Raw genomic sequence first — 18,603 nt, 5'->3', positions numbered from 1 at the left:
CTTGGAGAAGAAAATAATGATGATAATCTCTAAGGAGGTGCACTTTCTTATGGCAAAACGAAATAAAAAGAATGATCCCGAACAAAAGAACAAAAAAGGATTCGATTCGGCTGTAACGGATACGGAATTCGGGAAAGAGATGGGTAGTGCTGCTGCAAACAAAGCACACAAGAAAAAAGCGAAGAAAGAAAAGGCGTCTAAAAACGATGGAAAATACGAAGGTGGACTTTAATTCCCATCTACTAAATTCGACAAGTATATGTACTTGTCGAATTTTTTTACGCCATCAATCATAAATAAACGTAAATCTAGGTCACTTCACGCTTAGATTTTTGCATTTTGACCATCTCCAAAAAACATTGGGAATTTTGCTGAATTTTCTTTATAATAACATTAAAACAGGTCTTTCTACCTATGGATATGAATAAGCCCCTAACTTAATGTAATAGTATAGTAAAAAAATGGTTACACCTACCAAAAGTACATAAAAGAATACTTCTAAATTCATATACATGATTAGCCATTACGACCAAAATAAGCGATAGAGAGGTGGGGGTTCAATAGATGAGAACAGGAAATTCACAAAGTGCTCCGGAACATGTATCAGCAACATCTTCATCTGTTAATCTCATATTAACAGTGACTGTAAATGGTCAAATTCTTTATATTTCTAGCAACTGTGAAGATATATTAGGCTACAAAAAGGATATGTTAATTGGAACTTCAATTAAAAATATCATACATAAAGATGACCGTTTCATGCTTGAAAGTTATTTTTTCAATAAACAACAACGATCAGCCTGTGCACTAAGAGTGTTGAAAACAAATAATGATATTATCTGGTTTGAAACAATTGTTGAGCCTATCTTTGACACCACGTCTTTCGAATATGAAGAAATACTTTTAAAAATGAACGTGTTAGTGGATCCCACAAATGACTGCATTTTTGAGGAGAACAGCTCTAATACGTTGTTATCGTCGCTTTTTCCGGATAAGTCTTTCCCGATTACTAGGTTAGTTGATGCACCGATATTAATAGATGAAGCTCCATTTCCGATCATTATTGCAAAATTAGGTCAAATTGTGTATTTGAACAGGGAAGCAGCATCCTTATTAGAAATCCAACAACCTGATGAGGTTATTGGGAACGCAATTTATCAGTTTATAGACGAAGAATTCCACGAAGTGGTGGGTAAACGAATTGAGCAGCTCCAGAGTGGCTTTCGTTTAGGTATAATCGAACAAAAATGGTTGAAACAAAACAACGAAAAAATCTATCTAGAAGTGAAGGAAGTTCCAATCTATATCCATGATGAGATCTATGAGTATATCGTTTTGCATGATATCTCATCACGTAAGTCATTCCACGACATTATCCATAGAAGCCGTGAACGCTACCAACGAATTATTCAAAATTCAATTGATACCATTGCTGTGATTTATCAAAATAACTGGGTGTTTATCAATGACTCAGGTGTAAAAATGTTTGGGGCTAACAGCTATACAGAAATGTTAGGGAAAAATATTTATACCTTTCTTCATCCAGAAAATCATGATCAAGTCAGAGAATTTATCGGAATTGTAAATTCTGAAAAGAAGGAAGTTAATTTTAGTAAACAATCATGGTATACATTTCAAGGAAAGCAAATTTATACAGAACTAATTGGAATACCAACAACTTATTTCGGGGAAGCAGCGGTTCAAGTCATTATTCGTGATATTTCTGACCGAATAAAAGCAGAAGAATTAATGATAAAATCTGAAAAACTATCGATTGCCGGACAGCTTGCTGCCGGAATTGCCCATGAAATTAGAAATCCATTAACTGCAATCAAAGGATTTTTACAATTGTTTAATGATGAAATCCAAGGAAAACAGAATTATTTTGACATTATTTTTTCTGAATTAAATCGAATTGAATTGATTTTAAGTGAGCTTTTGTTATTGGCGAAGCCGTCTGAAATAAAATTCAAAAATAAGGATATCCGGACAATTTTGCGTGATGTTGTGACACTTCTAGAGACACAGGCCATTCTCCAAAATATTCAAATCAATATTGATTTTGTGAATCAAAATTCGATTATTACCTGTGATGAGAATCAGATTAAGCAAGTGTTCATCAATCTTATTAAGAATGCTATAGATGCGATGGAAAACGGCGGAACAATCAATATTCGCACAAGGGTTACAAATGACTCCATCTATATCTTATTTATTGATGAGGGGTGTGGAATTCCAAAGTCTATCCTTGATAGAATTGGGGAGCCTTTTTATACAACGAAAGATAAGGGAACAGGCCTTGGGCTAATGGTAAGCTATAATATTATCGAAAACCATAATGGAGAAATTACGGTAGATAGTAAAGAAAACGAAGGCACAACCTTTAAAATAAAGCTTCCACGGACAAACGAAACGGTGTAGCGCTCAGGGCTACACCGTTTTTTTCAAAAGAAATGGCTAGTGCATTTTGCACTAGCCTATTGTTTATTGTAAAAAATGATGTTGGGACAGTAACATATTATATTGTTTTGTGAGTTTCATAAATAATGATTCATCTCGATTAATTAGTGATTCGTCAATTTGTTTAAGCAATTGCTTTTTCTTAAAGGAGGCCTGTGATTGGATGAGAACCATTTCTGCTACTTTCTCATACATTTCTTCATCAGGCGTTTGAGATATAACAACTACTTCATTTTTTTGCTCTTTGTTAAAATGGTCCATTACGTAATCACTCCTTTTTATTTTTCGCTTATTTGTAAAAAAACGTTGGTTTACTTATAAGCGCCACTAGATTCTGGCTATTTTAGGAAACTATTGCATCATCTAGTTGTCTTTCTATTATGAAGGGAAAACGGTAAAAAGTAAAGTATTTTTTAGAAAATTTAGATATGTCAGAACTTAGTTAGATTGGAAAACGTTGTGATACGTGCAAGAGAATATGAAAAAATGGGTTACTTTCCTAATTTACATCATAGTATGATATGAGGACTTTTTATAAAAGGGAGGTACCTGCTATGAATCAACCATATGGTGGATATCAAATGAATCCGTATAACCGAACAGTTCCACAATATTATTATCCATATTATCCCGTAAATGGCTACCAACAAGCTTATTATATAAATCCTAACAGACCGGAAAATCAAAAAAGACAAACAGAAGAGTTTCAAAATGTGTGGAAAGAAGTACGAAAAAGTGTAAAACCCCATTATGATGAATTAGCAGAATTTAATGTTAACCGAAGAATGTCTCAGTATATTGCGATGCAAATTGTTATGTTTACACTTATGACGCAAAATCAATTTTCAGGTTCCTTAGATCAAAAGGTAAATCAGACTTATCGAGCTTTTCGGAACCAAGCAAATTGGATCTTTGTTGTGCTTGCTCCCTATCGTATTCCAGATCAGGTACTTCAACGGATAATGAAGGCGATTATTCGACTTACGTATGAAAATATTGGCTATTCTCCTGAAAAAAGTTGGAGCGATTGGGAGGACCTTGGGGGTTACTTAACATCTGGTCCTTCGGCTACAGTACCAGGTAGGAACCAATTAGACGTCTATGTACGAGGTAGAAATCGGGTCCTCTACCACCGGATATGGAATGGGTCAAGTTGGAGTGATTGGGAGGATCTCGGAGGATCTCTTACTTCATCACCAGCTGCCGTGTCATGGGGGCCAGGGCGAGTCGACGTTTTTGCCCGCGGTGATAATAACCATTTAATTCATAAATATTGGGACGGTTCCTCATGGAGTGAATGGGAAGATTTAGGAGGAGTTCTCTCGTCATCACCAGCGGTAGCATCATGGGGAGAGAATCGACTAGATGTATTTGGAAGAGGTTCGGACCGCCATCTTTATCATAAATATTGGGATGGCTCGGAATGGAGTGAGTGGGAGGATTTAGGCGGTGTTCTAACGTCAGCACCTGGTGCTGTATCATGGGGACCTAATCGCATCGATGTCTTTGCTAGAGGAGAGAATCGAGCTTTATTTCATAAGTATTGGGATGGCTCGAGCTGGAGCAATTGGGAAGACCTTGGTGGTCAATTAACCTCAAGTCCTGCTGCATCTTCAAGAAAATCTAATAATCTAGATGTATTTGTAAAAGGAACAGATAATCATCTGTATATGAAAAATTGGGACGGAAGTAGCTGGAGTGAGTGGGAAGATCTTGGTGGGACGTTAACCTCCGAACCATCCTCTGCCTCATGGAGCCGTAATCGAATTGATATCTTTGCAAGAGGAGAAAACAATCAACTAATTCATAAATGGAAAGCATAATTTGATTCAGCAGTCATCCTCCACTATAAGTGGCAGGGCAAATGCAGAAAATATTTAGTTCAGTGTTCGATCTTGTATGCACTAAGGAGTTGTGAAAATGCCAAGATATGTATGGGGAGTGGATTCGGCGGCAACAGCCGATGAAGAGTTATATACATGTGTGAAAAGTAAATTTGGAAACCCGAAATTTTGGGGGAGATATTTGAGTGAAGTGCCAAATGTTTCACACGCCTTAACAAGAGAAGAAATTTCATTTTTACGAAATCGTGGAATTAAGGTCTTGCCGATTTACAATGTTTTTTCTGATGCGACTAGTTATGAAAAAGGACAGCTCGCTGCACGTAATGCCGTATTTAATGCAAGACGTCTCGGTATTCCCAATAATGTTGCTCTATTTGCCAATATCGAGCGCTTTTTTGCTGTAGATGAAGCGTGGATTCGGGGATGGGTGGAGTCCATATACCCAACTGGCTATCGTCCAGGTATTTACCATGATCCAGTCGAAGGCGATTTTTCCAATGCGTATTGTGAAGCTGTTCGAAAAAATAAGCAGGTTGCGGTACAAACCATATTATGGAGTGCTGAACCTGAGCCCGGGGTGTCGAAGGAACGAAATGCGCCCAACTTTAGACCAGTGTCACCGAAATGCAAAGCAAATGTATGGGTATGGCAATATGGAAGAGACGCGCAAGAATGCCCAATTGATACAAATTTAGCCGATCAACGCACCTTAACTTACCTCTATTAAAAAACCAGGTACATACACCTGGTTTTTTCTATGGACTTATCGATAACTTTCTCCTAATTTTTTGAATACGGGTTTTTGGTAGGTTCGTTTGTGTGGTGAATGATTATTTTCCGTTTTTTCTTCAATTCCAACGTATTGCTGTAGAAGGCTTTTAGCTAGAGAAAGTGATAGATGAGTTTTTGGATTGCGATATGTCTGATTCAACTTTCCAAGGTGTGGTAGGCGTGAGAAGTCTTCTTTTGTAGGAGGCATGTGAAAATAATAATCCCCTGCTGAAATTAAAACGTCGGATTGCTGTTGGCTATTTTTCGGATTTCTGGAAAAATGAAGGCCTTTTTTTTTGGCTTTTCCTTCTAATATAAGCTTTTCTAATGCTTTTCGCTTAAGTAAATATAAAAATTTAGGGTTTGTTGCTGTTTTAGCGTGTCGATTCACAACAAAGATAGCACGAGCAAGGTTGTCCACAGTTGGTTCGAGCGGGGTTTGATTTACCTGTTTTTTCATACTTTCTCTCCTTTCTATCTTTTATTATACTTGTAGTAGTGAATTTTGACAAATTCAATAGCATGTATACGATTCATAGCATTTATTATTAATTGATATACTAAAATATTTCTTCGAAAAATAAAGGTTTTTATCGATATATGCAGAAAGATTTAGATATTACACGAAATAGGGAATGGTATCATGAACAGAATGAATAATGTCATCTTAAAAGATAATTGTTTTGATGATAAAATTGAAGCAATCATCTTTGAAATTATCCTTAAGCATATCAAGGATTTAATATACGTCATGAAAGTTGAAGACAACGGCAGCTTTTCCTATGTTTTCTTAAATGAAGAAGCTAAGGGGCACGCAAAATTAACGAGTGACAGTCTAGGGAAAACACTCCACGAGGTATTACCATTTGAAACTGCAGATCATCTGCATGAACAATACAATTCTGTTATGGAGAAAAAAGAACCGGTCTCTTTTCAGGATGTGGTTGTTTTAGCTGACAAGAGAGTCGTTCATGGAGAATCTATTCTAACGCCTATCTTTGATGATAATGGTGATATTACATTTATCGTAAGTGTTACACGTGATATTTCTGCTAGAGTTGCCGATAAAGAAATGATAACGTACATGGCTTATCATGATCCACTTACAGGGTTGCCAAATCGTAGTTCGTTAAAAAAGGACTTAGACAATGCAGTAGAAATAGCAGAAATGACTAATCAAAATCTAGCATTAATGTTTATTGATCTTGACCGTTTTAAATTTTTTAACGATTCAATGGGGCATGTTTCTGGAGATCATTTATTAAAAGAAGTTGGAAAACGATTAGCATCTATAAGTCAAAAGAGCTATAAAGTGTTCCGCCAAGGTGGGGACGAATTTATTATGATCCTACCAAACACATCCAGAGAACTTTCTGAGCAATTTGCTCAGAACGTGAACAGGGCTTTTGAAAAGCCTTTCCGATTAGAATCCAAGGAGTTTTTTATATCTGCTAGCATTGGTATTAGTATATTTCCAACAGATGGAAGAGATGGCGATACGCTAATAAAAAATGCTGATACAGCCTTGTATCGGGCAAAGGAACTAGGTAGGTCACTATATCAATTTTATAGCATCGATTTACAAAAACATACGACTCACTTGATGCAACTGGAGACTGGACTTAGAAAAGCAATTGAGAAAAATGAACTTGAAGTCTATTACCAACCACAGTTGGATCTTAGTACAGATAAAGTGACTAGCTTTGAGGCGCTATTAAGGTGGAAGCATCCAGTTCTCGGGTTCGTGTCACCAGCTGAATTTATTCCTATTGCAGAGGATACAGGGCTTATTTTATCAATTGGAGAATGGACTATTCAGACGGTATGTCGGAAACTAAAGCAATGGAAAGAGAGCGGGTATGGATCTGTTTCCATTTCAATCAATTTGTCTCCGAAGCAATTCCAGCAACCTGAATTAGTGACGATGATTCAACAAAATATCGAACAAAATCAAATCTATCCAGGATGCCTTGAATTTGAGCTTACAGAAGGGGCTATGCAGGATCCAAAGAGGACGTTGCAAACACTCGCAGAATTAAAAGAGATTGGTGTGCGTATTTCGGTAGATGACTTCGGAACAGGTTATTCCTCATTAAGTTATATTAAGAAACTTCCAATTGATACGCTTAAAATTGACCAATCCTTTGTTAAGGATGTGCTTCGTGATGAGAAGGATGCAGCGATTACAACAACAATTATTCACTTAGCACAAAGCCTTGGTCTTTCTGTTATTGCAGAGGGAGTAGAAGTAGAACAACAGGTAGATTTTTTCAAAATAATGGGCTGTCATAAGGTACAAGGCTATTTCTTTAGTAAACCCATTCCAGAGGCTGAAATGGTTGAACATTATCTAAAAAATAAATAGAGGAATGAAAAGAGGATGTCAGAGTGACATCCTCTTTTTGCTAGGTAGCAACTAATGTAAAAATAGAGATTTCGGGTTTTGCAAGAAAACGTAGTGGCAATCTTGTTGTTCCAAGTCCGCGATTGACATATAGGAACATGTTAGTAGGCCCAATTAGATGATCTCCTTCAACGTAGATGCTACCAAGTGGAGGGGTAATCAGTGGACCGAAAAATGGAATTTGGATTTGGCCACCATGACTATGACCCGATAGTTGCATATGTGCTCCCACTTCTTCAGCGCGCTCGGCAATATCCGGCTCATGCGCAAGCAAAATAGTAAAACTAGAAGAATCCACATTCTTAAAGGCTTGTTCAAAATTAGGGCGACCAAGCATGACATCATCTAGCCCAACAATTGTAATCTTAGACTCCTCTACAAAAATTTCCTCCGAGCTATTCATTAAAAGGGTAAAACCAGTTTGAGCCATCAGCTTTTTATATATTTCCGAACCAAAGCCACCATGGTCATGGTTCCCGTAAATGGCAAACTTTCCAAGTGGTGCTTCTAATCGTTCAAGAATTGGAATAAGGTGATTGGTAGCAGCGTATTTATTAGGCTCATCCATTAAATCACCAGTAAAGAACAGTAGGTCAGGTTTGAGATCATTTATTTTATCGACTATATGATTCAATTGCTTCAAAGAAAAATAGTGCCCAACATGTGTATCACTAAATTGAACTATTTTTATTTGATCGAATTTTTTCGGAATGGTAGGATGCTCGATGATGTGACTCGAAACTTCTAGCTGCCTCGGTTCAATATAGCGGGCATAGCCATACCCGATTGAAGAAGCGATAATAGCTGTTGAAGTAGTCGCTAATGCTCTTTTTAAAAATTGTCTTCTTGTATATTTCTTAGACATCCTAACCGCCAACCTATCTATTAAATCATTTGAAGTCATGAGACTAGTGTAGCATATTCATATTCAAATAATTTTTAAATATGTATTACACATGTTAAAATGGTATAATAAAAAATGAATAGTCATTCACTTTTTGGAGGGGATAGGATGAAGGGGAAAGTTGTAATTGTTACAGGGGCATCAAGTGGTATGGGAAAATATATGGCAAAGAGGTTTGCTAGCGCCGGGGCGTTTGTTGTTATTACAGGGCGGACTCTTGAGAAATTGGAAGAGACGAAAAAAGAAATTGAAACCTTTCCAGACCAAGTTCTTATTGTTCAGATGGATGTAAGGGAGCCGGAGCATGCCGAGCATATGGTTAAGATAACCAATGAAGCATTTGGTCGGATTGATTTTCTTGTAAACAATGCTGCAGGGAACTTTATATGTCCTGCTGAAAAGCTATCGGTGAATGGGTGGAATGCTGTCATCAATATTGTATTAAATGGAACATTTTATTGCAGTTCGGCAGTTGGAAAGTATTGGATCGAAAAGAATATCAAGGGAAGTATAATTAATATGGTCGCTACATATGCTTGGGGTGCTGGTGCGGGGGTGATTCATTCTGCAGCAGCAAAAGCGGGTGTGTTATCCATGACGCGTACACTTGCGGTTGAATGGGGAAGTAAATATGGAATTCGTGTGAATGCAATTGCACCTGGGCCGATTGAACGAACAGGCGGAGCGGAAAAACTTTGGGAATCAGAAGAAGCGGCAAAACGAACGCTTGGAAGTGTGCCATTAAGACGATTAGGAACACCTGAAGAAATCGCAGAACTCGCCTATTTTTTATTGTCCGATCATGCAGCCTATGTGAATGGGGAGTGCATTACGATGGATGGCGGTCAGTGGCTAAATCAGCATCCATTTTAATAGATTCATAAATGATTAAAAAAGATCACAAACTTGTGGTCTTTTTTTAGAATGTAGTATTCTTGTCAAAATTCTTTCTTTTTTTCACTTGGTCATTGAATGAATTGTTTGTATAACGTTTATTGTGTCAAAATATGCAACTATTTAACGAACGATTCATACACACCAGAAACAGAGAAATTGTTAAAATGGTGGTACTTGTACAATGAAAGACTAGCAAGGAAGGGATGATATTTTGAACAAGCGAATCGTACTACTACTCATAATCATTTGTTTACTCGGACTCGTTACTGTTCCAGCGGCTACAGCATCATCAAATCAACCTTTATCAAAAGAACAAGTGTTTACACTTCTACAAGAAGCCTTTCAAGCTCAATCTTCACTGACATTAGAATTTCGTACATATGATGAGGTAGAGCAAATTCTCGCACCTTATTTTCATGAGGACTATGCAGCAACCTTTTTAGAGGAGAACTTGATCAAGGAAGAAGAGGGCTATATTGTATATGGCTCCGATTTTGCAATATACTTTGTTCCGTTTTATTCCTATACAGACGAAACGAAAATTCTATTTGATCAGGAAAAAAATAAAATGTACGTCTATGAATTATTCAAAGCTCCCGATTCAGGACCAGTTTCGTATAAAGATCATTATGAAGTCATCACGCTTGAAAAAATGAATTCAAATTGGGTGATTACTGAACTAGCTATGGAAGATGAGCCCCCTTCTGTAAAAAAGGCTACCGAAAAGAAAAATGAAGCGGCTAAAACGGATACTTCGTTTCTAACTTGGAATCCGTATAAAACGACGATTTATTCCTTGCTTGAAATGGACAATCGCACCCCGTTACAAGCTGGCTGCTTCAATGGAATATTTTGAAATCCTAAAAAATAGAAATCCCAGATGGGATTTCTATTTTATTTTTAAGAGGTAATCAACAATTCCCATCGAACATATATCAAGGTCAAGTCCAATTATTTCGTATACGTCATGATTCCTTGGCACATTCCGTTCATCAAGATAGGAGGTAACCTCATTAAGAATCAGTTCCTTGATTCTTTTTTTATGCTCAATTGGACTTGCTGATGGATGTTCAGCAAATGATTGTTTCCCAGCATTAACAAAAATAGGTAACCAAAACGAGAGTTGTTTATATACTTCATTCACATTTGTAGTCATCCCATAATGACCAAAATAAATAGTTGTAACTCCTAGCGATTTTATTTTTTCAGCAGATTCTATCATGGCATCAGGTCGGAATTGATTAGGTGTGGTAGATGGTAAAATGAGTTCAATATCATCTTTTACAAGCTCATGATAATAAACACCGATTGTATCACCAGTAAAAATACCGTTACTAACAGGGTCAAAAATGCTGAAATGATGATTAGCATGGCCTGGTGAATCATAAAAAACAAGTGTGCAATTTGATCCAATTGTAAGTTCTTCCTGATCTTCTTTCACAAAAAGCTTTTCCTCAGGAATTGGTAAAATTGGATTAAATAACGTATCAAAGTCCTCTCCATAAACCGCTCTGGCACCTGCAATTAAACGGCTGGGATCAGCTAAGTGCCTAGCTCCTTTTGGATGAACAACCACCTTTGCATTTGGGCAATGCTGTAAGAGGAGTCCAGCACCTCCTGCATGGTCTAAATGAATATGAGTGACAATAATATATTCAACTTCATATGGGTGGATTTCAAGTTCTTTTAACCCCTCTAAAATGTAAGGGATGGATGGGCTTGCACTCGTTTCAACTATTGTAATTTTTCCCTCTTTTATTATGTAAGAACCAGTTCGTGCTTTTCTTCCCAAATCATGTGCATCAATTAAAAATATTCGCTCATTTAGTTGCGTAAGATTTGACATGTTTTCCTCCCACTTTTTTATTGTTTCATAGCTAATTTTATTGTATTGTTACATAGTAGTTATGTAAAGGTATTGAATACAATATTCTGATAATATTGCTCCGTTCGAAAAATGTGGATAGAAGAATGGATATTGCTCAATCCTAAAATGAAATAGGCTTTATGCATACGAAAGGAGAGGCACTTATGTCACAGTTGCAAGGAATTATTTCTCGCCTTATAAGTCTTCAGGAAAATGCAAATGGTGGGGAGCCACCTCAACGTTTTTTTGAAGTGAATGGTGAAAGAAAGTGCAGTGTAAAATATTTTAACAAAACAAGTACTTTTGAACTTGAAGTATACCAGCAAGGGGAAAAACCCAAAACATATCAATTCGATAATATCGATATGATCGCAATCGAAATTTTTGATTTAATTAGCTAAAACATCACCGTAAAGGTTCGGCGCATTGCCGAACCATTTTTTTTAGCAACCTTTCATAATACCCAGTTGCAAAATAATACAAGTTATCCATATTAAATTATGGTAAAATAGAGGTGGAGCATGAATAATAGAAATCTGGGAACATATGAAAAATAATTACGATGTGAGGTTGTGAGGCTTACATGTTTGGTCTTCAAAGTGAAAATTTGTTTGAAACAACAATTAATAACATGCTTATTCCTGCAGATAAAGTTGCGCACGTTCAAATTGGAAATAACCTAGAGCACGCACTTTTAGTCCTTACGAAAACCGGTTATACCGCCGTTCCAGTATTAGATCCAAAATATAAACTACACGGATTAATCAGCTCAACTCATATCCTAGACTCAATCCTTGGATTAGAACGAATTGAATTTGAACGTCTAGAGAAAATGAAAGTTGAAGAAGTAATGAATAGGGAAATTCCACGGTTGAACCTTAATGACAATGTTTTAAAAGGTCTTCATTTAGTCATTGATCACCCATTTGTATGTGTGGAAAATGATGAATTAGTATTTGAGGGTATTTTTACCCGTCGTGCAATCTTAAAACAATTGGATAAACAACTTAAAATCAAATAAAGTTTCAAAAACCTCCATATTGAAAATGGAGGTTTTCTTCTGTTATTAATGAAATTTAGCGTTATATAAATTATACTATAAGTAAAACTTATACCTGTAGTCAGGGAGGAACAAGTGTGCAATTTTCCGAATTTCAATTATTAGTTGTACTATCATCTGAATTAAATATGCGAAAAGCTTCTGAGCGTTTATTTGTAACACAGCCAGCGCTATCTCAACGTCTTCAAACGATTGAAAAAGCGTGGAATACAAAGATTTTTATTCGTTCCCAGAAAGGGCTAACGCCCACACCTGCGGGAGAAAAAATTATTGATTTTGCAAAAGAGGTTGTAGAAAAAGAGGAGAAAATAAGGGAGCAGCTTCAAGGATTAAATCAAGAAGTGCATGGGACTTTAAAAATTGCGTGCGCATCCATCATCGGACAAAATTGGCTTCCCAAGGTTTTAAAGAAATATGTAAATAAATATCCACATGCAAAAATTTCGTTAATTACTGGCTGGAGTAGTGAAATTTTAAAAAACCTTTATGATGACACTGTACATATAGGAATCATTCGTGGTAAACCTGACTGGAAGGGTGCAAAACACCATTTATTAACAGATACCATGTATATGGTCGATAAAGAGATCCAAAAAATTGAACAGGTATGGGAAACCGATCGGCCGTTTATACAATTTAAAAGTGACTCAACCTATTATCAAGAAATTCAAGAATGGTGGCATCGAACCTTTCAGTCAACACCACGCCGAACAATAGTGGTTGATCAAATTGAAACATGTAAACAAATGACTTTAAATGGAATTGGCTATGCGATCTTGCCGTCAGTCACTTTAAATGATGAGGAAACGAAAAATATCTATAAAATTCCGTTAATGAACGAAAACAATGAACCAATGAAACGGGATACATGGCTCGTTGGTTATGATTATGCATTTGAACTTAAACAGGTTCAAGCCTTTGTGGAAATGATCAAGGAAAACGTAGATACTTTATAAATTTGCCCTTACTATGAATGCAATCTTCAAATATGTGTAGAATAATCACAGTGTGATTGTGACAAATTACATATATGAGGAGGTGGATGATTAATGGCGAAAATTGGAGTTGAAGGCTCTCTAACAAATGTTCAGCAAGCTCTTCAAGAAAAAGGCTATGATGTTGTTCAGTTAAAACAGGAAAGTGATGCACAAAACTGTGACTGTTGCGTTGTTACAGGTTTAGATTCGAATGTGATGGGTATGGCTGATACTGTTATGAAAGGTCCGGTTATTGAAGCAAATGGCCTATCTGCTGATGAGGTTTGTCAGCAAGTGGAGAGTCGTTTAGGACAAGCGTAAATGACAATTATAGAAGAAGAAAACAAGACTAGGTACATCACCTAGTCTTTTTAATGAGGTTTTTTGTAATTTTAAAAAGCTTGTTAAGATTAATTAATTTTTAAAATACGACAACATATTGGTTGAATCGACAGCGGTTTCTTTGTTAACACTTATCATGTTTAATCCAAGCCTTATTTGGTTATACAAGATATGGATATGGACGTTATCAATCTACTTATAAAAATAGTTGGAGGTCTTACATATGGCAGAACGTATGGTAGGTAAACAAGCACCGCGTTTTGAAATGGACGCTGTTATGCCAAACAAAGAATTTGGTAAAGTAAGTCTTGAAGAAAATATGAAAAATGACAAGTGGACTGTATTATTCTTCTATCCAATGGATTTCACTTTCGTCTGTCCAACAGAAATCACTGCAATGTCTGATCGCTTTGACGAGTTTGATGATTTAGATGCAGTTGTTATTGGCGCTTCTACTGATACAATTCACACACACTTAGCTTGGATTCACACAGACCGTAAAGACAATGGCTTAGGTGATCTTAATTATCCATTAGCTGCTGACACGAACCACGCTGTTTCTAAAGAATATGGCGTTCTAATCGAAGAAGAAGGTGTTGCACTTCGTGGTCTTTTCATCATCAGCCCAGAAGGTGAAATGATGTATTCAGTCGTAAACCACAACAACATCGGTCGTGACGTTGACGAAACTTTACGTGTTCTCCAAGCTCTTCAAACTGGTGGACTATGCCCAGCTAACTGGAGACCAGGTCAAGCTACACTAAATGTGTAAGGGTACCGTTAGCATGGACTAACATTCTGTTAAGCCCTTTATTCCATAAGTTTGGAGGAAATAAGCTATGAAATTACGTGAACAAATGCCTGAGCTTGAAGGTGCAAAGGCTTGGTTTAACGGTGATGTCAGTAAGTCTGACCTAGTTGGTGATAAGCCTACGCTCATTCATTTCTGGTCAATCAGCTGTGGTCTTTGTAAAGAAGCTATGCCGCAGGTCAATGAATTCCGCGACCAATATAAAGATAAATTAAATGTTGTTGCTGTTCACATGCCAAGATCTGAAAATGATCTTGATTTAGATGAAATCAAGCAAGTAGCCCAACAACATAACATCACCCAGCCCATTTTCGTTGACAGTGAGCTTAAACTAAATGATAAATTTGAAAATCAATATGTTCCTGCTTATTATGTGTTTGATAAAGAAGGTAAGCTTCGTCACTTCCAAGCCGGTGGTAGTGGAATGAAGATGCTAACAAAACGTGTTAATCGTGTTCTAGAGGAAACTTAAGAAGGCAGACCAAAAATAATAATAGCAAACAAGACCAAGATTTTTTGACTTGGTCTTGTTTTTTTATCTCTTTATAGAAAAAATTTAAGATTTTCAGATAATACACTAGTAATTTATTTCGAAAACCGATATATTATATGTTACGTAGTTTTTTAACATTTTCTTCATGTTTTTGTAAACAGCAAGGGGGGAGTTTAATGGAGACCTTTAAGAAATTAAGGGGGTTTTATTGGCCGTATCGAAAGTATTTTTTCTGGTCATTATTTGCAATGATTTTTGTGACAGGAATTACAGTTGTGTATCCAATTGTGCTTCAGTTAACCATTGATGAAGTTTTCCGAGCAGGCAACTATCAGCTTGTACCATATCTTGCTCTAGGTTTCATTGCCATTATGGTTATTAAGGGGGTAGCTACATATTTCAACCAATATCTAGGGGATTTATTTGGAATAACTACTGTATATAAGGTAAGAAATGCATTATATGAAAAGCTTCAACGATTATCGTTTAGCTACTATGACAATGCGAAAACAGGGGATCTCATGTCACGCTTAACAGCAGATGTTGAAGGGTTTCGATTCTTCCTATCATTTGGATTTGCGGAATTACTTCGCTTTACACTTTTAATTGTCTTCAGCTTAATGGTCATGTTTTCCTACTCTGTTCCACTCACTTTCGTAACAATTATGGCATTGCCATTTTTAGCGATTGTTGTCTATCGCTTTGACAAACGTGTTCACCCAGCTTTTCGAAAGGTTCGAAAAACCTTTGGGCGCTTGAATACAAATGTCCAAGAAAATATTAGTGGAATAAATACAGTTAAATCATTATCACGTGAAGAGTTTCAAATCAATAAATTTAATCAATCTAACGAGGGATATCGCGATGTTTCACTTGCAACTTCTAAGATTTGGGCGAAATTCTTCCCATTAATGGAGTTTATCGGTAATGTCTGTGTCGTTGCACTTCTTTCATATGGAGGATATTTAGTTATTGATGGTGCAGTTTCACATGGTGAACTTGTCGCCTTTTTTAGTTTAGTGTGGTATTTACTTAATCCAATCATGAACCTTGGATTTATTATCAACATGTTTTCCCAAGCAAAAGCTTCAGGAGAACGCCTTTTAGAAATTCTTGAGGTCGATGAGAAAATTGTTGACGGTGAAGATGTGCTCACGCAAGAAAAATTACAGGGTCATGTTGAATTTAAAGATGTTACCCTAAAATACACTGAGGATGATGAGACAGCCCTTGAGTCCATTTCCTTTACAGCTGAACCAGGTAAGGTAGTTGGCTTAATTGGGGCTACTGGCTCTGGAAAAACAAGTATTACTCAGCTGATGACGAGATTTTATGAACCGGTACAGGGGCAAGTATTAATTGATGGTAGAAATATAACCGATTATTCCATTCACACCTTACGAAGTAATATTGGTTTTGTAATGCAAGAATCGTTCTTATTCTCGTCAACAATCCGTGCTAATATTGCCTATGGAAAGCCGAATGCATCCATGGAAGAAATTATTGATGCAGCAAAACGAGCACAAGCACATGAGTTCATCATGGAGCTACCAAATGGTTATGATACGATGTTAGGTGAACGCGGTATGGGATTATCAGGAGGACAAAAGCAACGGATTGCAATTGCTCGTTCCATTTGCATTGATCCAAGTATTTTGATTCTAGATGATGCCACAAGTGCGGTCGATATGGAAACAGAATTCAAGATACAGCAAGACTTAAAGGAAGTTATGAAAGGACGCACAACCTTTATCATTGCTCATCGAATCTCTTCTTTGAAACATGCTGATGAAATTTTAGTATTAGATAATGGGGTCATCGTGGAACGTGGAACACACGAAGAATTATTGAAAAATGAGGGACCATATCAACGTATTTATGAAATTCAATATAAGGATCAAAAAGTGGTCCTAGAGTCACAAGTCGGATAGGTAGGTGAGATGAAATGTCCCAGGAAGAAAAACAAGATATAAAACATCGCTTCCATTATTCAAGCGATACAGTAATTGAAAAACCGTTTAACTGGAAGCAAATGCTTCGATTACTAGCGTATATGAAACCATATTCTAAGACTTTATTACCACTCGCTATTATCATGGTATTACTTACAACTGCGGTAAGGTTAATTGCCCCGATTTTAATCGGTAAGTATACAATCGACCATGCAATTGCAAATAAAGATACGAATTTATTAATTATCTTAGTTGTGACGATTACTGGCTTATATGCAATCAATTATGTAGCCAATATTTATAGAATTAAATGGACGAATATGTTAGGTCAAAATATCATTTACGATTTACGAAAACATCTCTTTACACATGTCCAAGGACTTTCACACCGCTTTTTTGACAAGCGATCAGCGGGTTCTATATTAGTGCGAATCCTTAATGATGTAAATTCCCTTCAAGAATTATTCACCAATGGGGTTATCAATCTATTAATGGACTTTGTTCTTTTATTTGGTGTTATTTTTATTCTTTTTGGATTAAGTCCAAAACTTACACTGGCTATCTTGATTATTCTACCTTTGATGGTCTTAATCACAACAAAATTAAGAAGAAATATTAGAAGATCATGGCAGACAGTGCGGATAAAACAATCTATGCTTAACTCCCATTTGAATGAAAGTATTCAGGGGATACGGGTAACACAAGCGTTTACGCAGGAAAGAGAAAATATAGAATTCTTTGATGGTATTAACAATGAAAACTTTGAAAGTTGGAGAATGGCAACTCAGAAAAACGCAATGTTCCGTCCGTTTGTTGAAATGACGAATGCGGTTGGAACAGCGATTCTCATTTGGTTTGGGGCAATGTTGATTCAGGACAATGGATTAACTGTTGGGGTTTTCGTTTCTTTTGCCTTTTACTTAGGGATGTTCTGGGAGCCGATTTCTCGTTTAGGTCAAGTGTATAATCAACTATTAGTAGGGATGGCTTCATCTGAACGCATTTTTGAATTTATCGATGAAAAGCCAATCGTTGGTGAAAAAGAAAATGCGATTCACCTAACCGATATGAAAGGAAAGGTTGAATTTAATAATGTTGAATTTTCATATGACGATAGCCGAAAAGCGTTAAAAGGTATTTCTTTAACGATGGAAGCGGGTCAAACAGTTGCTCTAGTAGGACATACCGGATCGGGTAAAACAACAATAGCCAATTTAATAAGCCGTTTTTACGATGCGACAAGCGGGGAAGTTCGAATTGATGGAATTGATATTAAAGAACTATCGCTTCAAAGTGTTCGTTCCCAAATAAGTGTTGTACTTCAGGATACATTTATTTTTTCAGGTACAATTAAAGATAATATTCGCTTTGGTCGACCAGATGCAACCGATGAAGAGGTTATCGAAGCTGCAAAAGCAGTGGGAGCTCATCAGTTTATTGAGAAGCTTATTAATGGGTATGATACAGAAGTTGAGGAGAGAGGAAATATCTTATCAGTGGGTGAACGACAATTATTATCTTTTGCCCGAGCACTTCTAGCAGATCCGAAAATATTAATACTAGATGAAGCTACAGCTAGTATCGATACAGAAACTGAGGTGAAAATCCAACAGGCTCTGAAGCAACTATTAAAGGATCGGACGGCAATTATTATCGCCCATAGACTTTCAACGATTCGTGAAGCTGACAATATTTTTGTATTAGACCATGGCGAAATTATTGAACAAGGAAACCATGACGAACTTATGAAACAACAAGGAGAATATTTCGGTTTAGTCAAGGCGCAATTTAAGATGCTTGAAGCAATATAAACAAAAGAAT

19 protein-coding genes are annotated in these 18,603 nt (G+C 36.6%); 15 read left to right on the top strand and 4 right to left on the bottom strand.

What is annotated here, in order from left to right; translation table 11 throughout:
* The first annotated feature begins 49 nt into the window (after window positions 1-49).
* Both ABC371_RS19510 and ABC371_RS19505 read left to right on the top strand, forming a co-directional pair.
* Window positions 50-232 (top strand): hypothetical protein, encoded by a 183-nt coding sequence (locus ABC371_RS19510; protein ID WP_412898309.1) that lies wholly within the window; start codon window positions 50-52, stop codon window positions 230-232.
* A 332-nt stretch (window positions 233-564) separates the two neighbouring features.
* A complete protein-coding gene (locus tag ABC371_RS19505; protein ID WP_412898308.1) occupies window positions 565-2,421 on the top strand; it encodes a PAS domain S-box protein in 1,857 nt (618 codons plus the stop codon).
* Window positions 2,422-2,484: 63 nt separating this feature from the next.
* Here the strand turns inward: ABC371_RS19505 and ABC371_RS19500 are convergent, their stop codons facing one another.
* Window positions 2,485-2,721, bottom strand: a complete 237-nt coding sequence (locus ABC371_RS19500) for an IDEAL domain-containing protein (RefSeq protein ID WP_412898307.1) — start codon at window positions 2,719-2,721, stop codon at window positions 2,485-2,487.
* A 293-nt stretch (window positions 2,722-3,014) separates the two neighbouring features.
* On the opposite strand from ABC371_RS19500, the gene ABC371_RS19495 reads away from it, so the two are divergent.
* Window positions 3,015-4,283 carry a PLL family lectin gene (locus tag ABC371_RS19495; protein WP_412898306.1) on the top strand — a complete coding sequence of 423 codons (1,269 nt, stop codon included), beginning with the start codon at window positions 3,015-3,017 and terminating at the stop codon, window positions 4,281-4,283.
* Between the two features lie 97 nt (window positions 4,284-4,380).
* Window positions 4,381-5,031, top strand: coding sequence for a glycoside hydrolase domain-containing protein (locus tag ABC371_RS19490; RefSeq protein WP_412898305.1), 651 nt, complete (start codon window positions 4,381-4,383; stop codon window positions 5,029-5,031).
* Between the two features lie 36 nt (window positions 5,032-5,067).
* Here ABC371_RS19490 and ABC371_RS19485 read toward each other — a convergent pair whose 3' ends face one another.
* Window positions 5,068-5,535, bottom strand: a complete 468-nt coding sequence (locus ABC371_RS19485; protein WP_412898304.1) for a YkyB family protein — start codon at window positions 5,533-5,535, stop codon at window positions 5,068-5,070.
* Between the two features lie 183 nt (window positions 5,536-5,718).
* Between ABC371_RS19485 and ABC371_RS19480 the strand changes: the two genes are divergently transcribed.
* Window positions 5,719-7,440 carry a sensor domain-containing protein gene (locus tag ABC371_RS19480; RefSeq protein WP_412898303.1) on the top strand — a complete coding sequence of 574 codons (1,722 nt, stop codon included), beginning with the start codon at window positions 5,719-5,721 and terminating at the stop codon, window positions 7,438-7,440.
* Window positions 7,441-7,480: 40 nt separating this feature from the next.
* On the opposite strand, the gene ABC371_RS19475 is transcribed toward ABC371_RS19480, so the two are convergent.
* Complete coding sequence (locus tag ABC371_RS19475; RefSeq protein ID WP_412898302.1) at window positions 7,481-8,344, bottom strand: metallophosphoesterase; 864 nt, start codon at window positions 8,342-8,344, stop codon at window positions 7,481-7,483.
* Between the two features lie 147 nt (window positions 8,345-8,491).
* Between ABC371_RS19475 and fadH the strand changes: the two genes are divergently transcribed.
* Both fadH and ABC371_RS19465 read left to right on the top strand, forming a co-directional pair.
* The gene (gene fadH, locus ABC371_RS19470; RefSeq protein ID WP_412898301.1) at window positions 8,492-9,256 is read left to right on the top strand and encodes a 2,4-dienoyl-CoA reductase; all 765 of its coding nucleotides are present in this window, start codon (window positions 8,492-8,494) and stop codon (window positions 9,254-9,256) included.
* 235 nt (window positions 9,257-9,491) lie between these two features.
* A complete protein-coding gene (locus ABC371_RS19465) occupies window positions 9,492-10,136 on the top strand; it encodes a DUF3993 domain-containing protein (protein WP_412898300.1) in 645 nt (214 codons plus the stop codon).
* A 33-nt stretch (window positions 10,137-10,169) separates the two neighbouring features.
* Here the strand turns inward: ABC371_RS19465 and ABC371_RS19460 are convergent, their stop codons facing one another.
* Window positions 10,170-11,126, bottom strand: coding sequence for an MBL fold metallo-hydrolase (locus ABC371_RS19460; protein WP_412898299.1), 957 nt, complete (start codon window positions 11,124-11,126; stop codon window positions 10,170-10,172).
* Window positions 11,127-11,311: 185 nt separating this feature from the next.
* On the opposite strand from ABC371_RS19460, the gene ABC371_RS19455 reads away from it, so the two are divergent.
* The 8 genes from ABC371_RS19455 (at window position 11,312) to ABC371_RS19420 (ending at window position 18,593) form a co-directional block, all read left to right on the top strand.
* A complete protein-coding gene (locus ABC371_RS19455) occupies window positions 11,312-11,548 on the top strand; it encodes a YkuJ family protein (RefSeq protein WP_121445041.1) in 237 nt (78 codons plus the stop codon).
* Window positions 11,549-11,730: 182 nt separating this feature from the next.
* Complete coding sequence (cbpB, locus tag ABC371_RS19450; RefSeq protein WP_412898298.1) at window positions 11,731-12,168, top strand: cyclic-di-AMP-binding protein CbpB; 438 nt, start codon at window positions 11,731-11,733, stop codon at window positions 12,166-12,168.
* A 116-nt stretch (window positions 12,169-12,284) separates the two neighbouring features.
* Window positions 12,285-13,163, top strand: a complete 879-nt coding sequence (gene ccpC / locus ABC371_RS19445) for a transcriptional regulator CcpC (RefSeq protein ID WP_412898297.1) — start codon at window positions 12,285-12,287, stop codon at window positions 13,161-13,163.
* 93 nt (window positions 13,164-13,256) lie between these two features.
* The gene (locus ABC371_RS19440; protein WP_412898296.1) at window positions 13,257-13,505 is read left to right on the top strand and encodes a YkuS family protein; all 249 of its coding nucleotides are present in this window, start codon (window positions 13,257-13,259) and stop codon (window positions 13,503-13,505) included.
* A gap of 244 nt (window positions 13,506-13,749) precedes the next feature.
* Entirely contained in the window at window positions 13,750-14,298 is a 549-nt protein-coding gene (locus ABC371_RS19435; protein WP_412898295.1) for a peroxiredoxin, read from the top strand.
* Between the two features lie 67 nt (window positions 14,299-14,365).
* Window positions 14,366-14,809, top strand: coding sequence for a TlpA disulfide reductase family protein (locus tag ABC371_RS19430; RefSeq protein ID WP_412898294.1), 444 nt, complete (start codon window positions 14,366-14,368; stop codon window positions 14,807-14,809).
* A gap of 197 nt (window positions 14,810-15,006) precedes the next feature.
* Complete coding sequence (locus ABC371_RS19425; RefSeq protein ID WP_412898293.1) at window positions 15,007-16,761, top strand: ABC transporter ATP-binding protein; 1,755 nt, start codon at window positions 15,007-15,009, stop codon at window positions 16,759-16,761.
* A 14-nt stretch (window positions 16,762-16,775) separates the two neighbouring features.
* Window positions 16,776-18,593: an ABC transporter ATP-binding protein gene (locus ABC371_RS19420; RefSeq protein WP_412898292.1), complete on the top strand. Its 1,818-nt coding sequence runs from the start codon at window positions 16,776-16,778 to the stop codon at window positions 18,591-18,593.
* The last annotated feature ends 10 nt before the right edge of the window (window positions 18,594-18,603 follow it).

The sequence above is a fragment of the Bacillus jepli genome (genome assembly GCF_047238305.1).
Classification (GTDB): domain Bacteria; phylum Bacillota; class Bacilli; order Bacillales; family Bacillaceae_L; genus Ferdinandcohnia.
This window is presented reverse-complemented; position numbering and strand designations above follow the sequence as displayed.